This window comes from Mycobacterium sp. (assembly GCF_032162105.1).
Taxonomy (GTDB): domain Bacteria; phylum Actinomycetota; class Actinomycetes; order Mycobacteriales; family Mycobacteriaceae; genus Mycobacterium.
Map to the genome: position 1 here is coordinate 1 of NZ_JAVRPS010000195.1, position 4,074 is coordinate 4,074.

Below are 4,074 nucleotides of genomic sequence, written 5' to 3' on the forward strand. Positions count from 1 at the left end.
CGTCGTCGCGACGAAGGACTACCACATCGATCCCGGCACCCACTTCTCCGAGAACCCCGACTACAAGGACTCCTGGCCACCGCACTGCGTCGTCGGGACCCAGGGCGTCGACTTCCACCCGGCGTTCGACCCCACGGCGGTCGAGGCCGTGTTCCACAAGGGGCACTACTCCGCCGCCTACAGCGGATTCGAGGGCGCGCACTCAGACGACGGGACGACGCTGGCCGACTGGTTGCGCGCCCGCGACGTGGACGCAGTAGACGTGGTGGGCATCGCCACCGACTACTGCGTGAAGGCCACCGCGGCCGACGCGGTCGCCGCCGGCTTCACCACCCGGGTCCTGGTCAATCTGACCGCAGGCGTGTCACCGACGTCGACCGCCGAGGCCGTCGACGCGTTGCGGGCCGCGGGCGTCGCGATCGCGAGCTAGCCGCGCACCTGCGCGGCGGCCGCCACCAGGTGTTCCAGCGAGGCCGTCACCTCGTCGGTGGTGCGGGTCTTCAACCCGCAGTCTGGATTCACCCAGAGCCGTTCGGCGGGAACGGATTTCAGCGCCTCCCGCAGCGATCCCGCCATCTCCTCGACGCCGGGCACCCGGGGTGAGTGGATGTCGTAGACGCCGGGGCCGACGCTGTTGGCGAAGCCGACCGCGTTGAGGTCGCCGAGCACCTCCATGTGCGAGCGCGCCGCCTCGATCGACGTCACGTCCGCGTCCAGGTCTGCGATCGCGCCGATCACCTCACCGAACTCCGAATAGCAGAGGTGGGTGTGGATCTGGGTGGAGTCCGCGACGCCAGACGTCGACAGCCGGAAGGCGTCGACCGCCCACTTCAGGTAGACGCCCTTGTCCTTCGACCGCAACGGCAGCAGCTCGCGCAGCGCGGGCTCGTCGACCTGGATGATCGCGATGCCCGCCGCCTGCAGGTCGACCGTCTCGTCGCGGATCGCCAACGCCACCTGCGCGGCCGTGTCGGCCAACGGCTGATCGTCGCGGACGAACGACCACGCGAGGATCGTCACCGGTCCGGTCAGCATGCCCTTCACGGGCTTGGCGGTCAGCGACTGCGCGTAGGTGATCCATTCGACCGTCATCGGCTGCGGGCGGCTGACGTCGCCGTACAGGATCGGCGGTCGCACGCACCGGCTGCCGTAGGACTGCACCCAGCCGTTCTGCGTCGCGAAGAACCCGTCGAGTTGTTCGGCGAAGTACTGCACCATGTCGTTGCGTTCCGGCTCACCGTGCACCAGCACGTCGAGACCCAGCTTCTCCTGCAGGTCGATGACCGCGGAGATCTCTGCTTTCATCCTGCGGACGTACTCAGCCCTGTCGATCTCCCCGGCCCGCAGTGCGGCCCGCGCGACCCGGATGGCCGACGTCTGCGGGTACGACCCGATGGTGGTGGTCGGCAACGCGGGCAGGTGCAGGCGCTCGTTCTGCGCGACGCGGCGCCCCTCCGCGGGACCGCGGGCGGTACCCGATGCGACGATCGACGAGATGCGCGCCCGGATCTGACCGTTGTTGAGCCGCGGATCGGCGCGACGGGAGGCAATCGCGGCGTTGGAGGCGTCGACCTCCGCCGCGACGGCGTCACGCCCCTCCCGCAGGCCGCGCGCCAGCGTCACCACCTCCGCGACCTTCTCCGCGCCGAACGCCAGCCAGCTGCGCAGAGCGTCGTCGAGATCGGCCTCGGCGTCGAGTGAGCAGGGCACGTGCAGCGTCGAGCACGACGTGGATACGGCAACCGCTCCCGCGCTTCCCAGCAGGGTGGCCAACGTGCCGAGGGCCGCCTCGAGATCGGTGCGCCAGATGTTGCGGCCGTCGACGACGCCCGCGACGACCGTCTTGCCTGCCAGCTCCGGCACCGCGGCCAACGGCGCAACGGTGCCCGCGACGAGATCGACGCCGATCGCCTCGACCGGCGTGCGCGCCAGCGCGGGCAATGCGTCCGTCAGCTCACCGAAGTACGTCGCGACGAAGAGAGCGGGCCGCTTCTTCAGGCCACCGAGCAACCGGTAGGTACGCTCCGCCAGTTCTGCGGCGTTGTCGACGATGTCGGTCACCAGGACCGGTTCGTCCAGCTGAACCCATTCGACGCCCTGGTCGGCCAGCAGCTCGAGCAGCTCGGCGTACACGGCAATGAGGTCGTCGAGCCTGCCGATCGGGGCCGCTCCGTCCGTTGCCTTGCTCAGCGCGAGGAAGGTGATCGGTCCGACGATCACCGGCCGCGCCGGAACGCCCTGCGCCCGTGCCTCTTCCAGCTCACCGATCACCTTGGCCGGGTTGAGGGCGAACCGGGTTCCAGCGCCGATCTCGGGCACCAGGTAGTGGTAGTTGGTGTCGAACCACTTCGTCATCTCGAGCGGGGCGATCTCGTCGTTCCCCCGGGCTGCGGCGAAGTAGCGGTCCAGATCGTCGGCGACGTGCGCGACCCGGGGCGGCAGTGCGCCCACCAACACCGCGGTGTCCAGGACTTGGTCGTAGTACGAAAAGGTGTTCACCGGAACCGAATCCAGCCCGGCGTCGACCAGTGCGCGCCAGGTGTCGCGGCGGATCGTCGCGGCGACGCCTTCGAGCTCGGCACGGTCGATCCGGCCCGACCAGTACTTCTCGACGGCCCGCTTGAGCTCGCGGTTCGGGCCAATGCGCGGCGATCCGGTGATGGTAGTGGTCAATGGCTTCATTTTCGCGTCCTTCGCTGCAACGGGATGGGTCACCGCCAGCGGACATCGAACCAAGCGCGGTCACCCACTAGGAGTAACCGCTTCGGCCGCCGCCCATTCCACGAGGCGATGAACCACCGGGCGCGGCGCGCCCGGTGCGGCTGGCAGGTCTTCGGACCCGCAGACACGCACCCCGGGCTCGACGAGCTCGACGTGCACCTAATGGCCGTCGCTTCCCAGCCGCAGATCTCTCTGCGGGCCAGTGCTGATGACGGCGGTCGTTCCTGCTTACCGCTGCGGGACAGTCCCGGATTCTCACCAGGTTCCCTCTTGCGATGTCGGCGCCAAGCGCCGACAAACGTCACCTACCCGCGATTCGTGTGCGTTGCGCACTCCGGTCGGGCCGGCGTGATGGTGCCCACACCGCTTCCCTGTCGGGTTTGTACGAGGCGGCAAGCGGGCAGTTCAGGAGGGGTGGACCAGCGGTTTACCTCCAGTGCGAGCGGCTCGCCCGGAATGCCGGCGCCCCCGGGCGCCCCGTATCGTCGCCTTGGTCGGTTCCAGCCACCAGAAGGGTGCCCCCTTGACCCAAGTCGCCAGTCCGAACGCCGTGCCCCAGGAAGCCTGGCGCGGTAAGGCCTATCCACTCGGGGCCGCCTACGACGGCTCCGGCACCAACTTCGCGCTGTTCAGCGAGGTCGCCGAGCGCGTGGAGCTGTGCCTGTTCGACGGCGACGGCGCGGAGACCCGCGTGACCCTGCCGGAGATCGACGCGTTCGTCTGGCACGGCTTCCTGCCCAACATCGAACCTGGCCAGCGCTACGGCTACCGCGTGCACGGCCCCAACGACCCCGAAGCCGGGCACCGGTGCAACCCGAACAAACTGCTGATTGACCCGTACGCGAAGGCCATCGATGGCACCTTCGCCTGGAATCAGTCACTGTTCGGCTACACCTTCGGCGACGAGGACAGCCGCAACGACGACGACTCCGCGGCCAGCACGCCCAAGTCGGTGGTGATCAACCCGTTCTTCGATTGGGGCACCGATCGCCCGCCCAACCACGAGTACGCCGACACCGTCATCTACGAGGCGCACGTCAAGGGCCTCACCGAGACGCATCCGGACATCCCCGAGCAGATGCGCGGCACCTACGCTGCCGTCGCTCATCCGGCGATCATCGAGCACCTCCAGTCGCTGGGCATCACCGCGATCGAGTTGATGCCCGTGCACCATTTCGCCAACGACTCCACGCTGATCGACAAGGGGTTGTCGAACTACTGGGGCTACAACACGATCGGCTTCCTCGCCCCTGACTCGAAGTACAGCAGCAGCGGCACACCCGGCGGCCAGGTGCAGGAGTTCAAGGCGATGGTGCGCACCCTGCACGAGGCCGACATCGAGGTGATCCTCGA

At 68.4% G+C, this 4,074-nt stretch carries 2 protein-coding genes, 1 pseudogene and 1 riboswitch; of the genes and pseudogenes, 2 read left to right on the forward strand and 1 reads right to left on the reverse strand.

Annotated elements, in window-relative coordinates:
- A partial coding sequence (locus QOC69_RS10135; RefSeq protein WP_526438955.1) for an isochorismatase family protein occupies positions 1 to 430 on the forward strand: 430 nt, incomplete at its 5' end.
- On the opposite strand, the gene metE is transcribed toward QOC69_RS10135, so the two are convergent.
- Positions 427 to 2,682: a 5-methyltetrahydropteroyltriglutamate--homocysteine S-methyltransferase gene (gene metE, locus QOC69_RS10140; protein ID WP_526438957.1), complete on the reverse strand. Its 2,256-nt coding sequence runs from the start codon at positions 2,680 to 2,682 to the stop codon at positions 427 to 429. The two genes, QOC69_RS10135 and metE, sit on opposite strands and share 4 nt — an antisense overlap.
- Before the next feature lie 143 nt (positions 2,683 to 2,825).
- Positions 2,826 to 3,021, reverse strand: a riboswitch (cobalamin riboswitch).
- Positions 3,022 to 3,244: 223 nt separating this feature from the next.
- Between metE and QOC69_RS10145 the strand changes: the two are divergent.
- Positions 3,245 to 4,074, forward strand: a pseudogene (locus QOC69_RS10145) (glycogen debranching enzyme); the annotation flags it as partial.

Excerpts from the sequence above, each read along its gene's own strand:
- metE (WP_526438957.1), bottom strand. The coding sequence starts at position 2,682 with ATGAAGCCATTGACCACTACCATCACCGGATCGCCGCGCATTGGCCCG.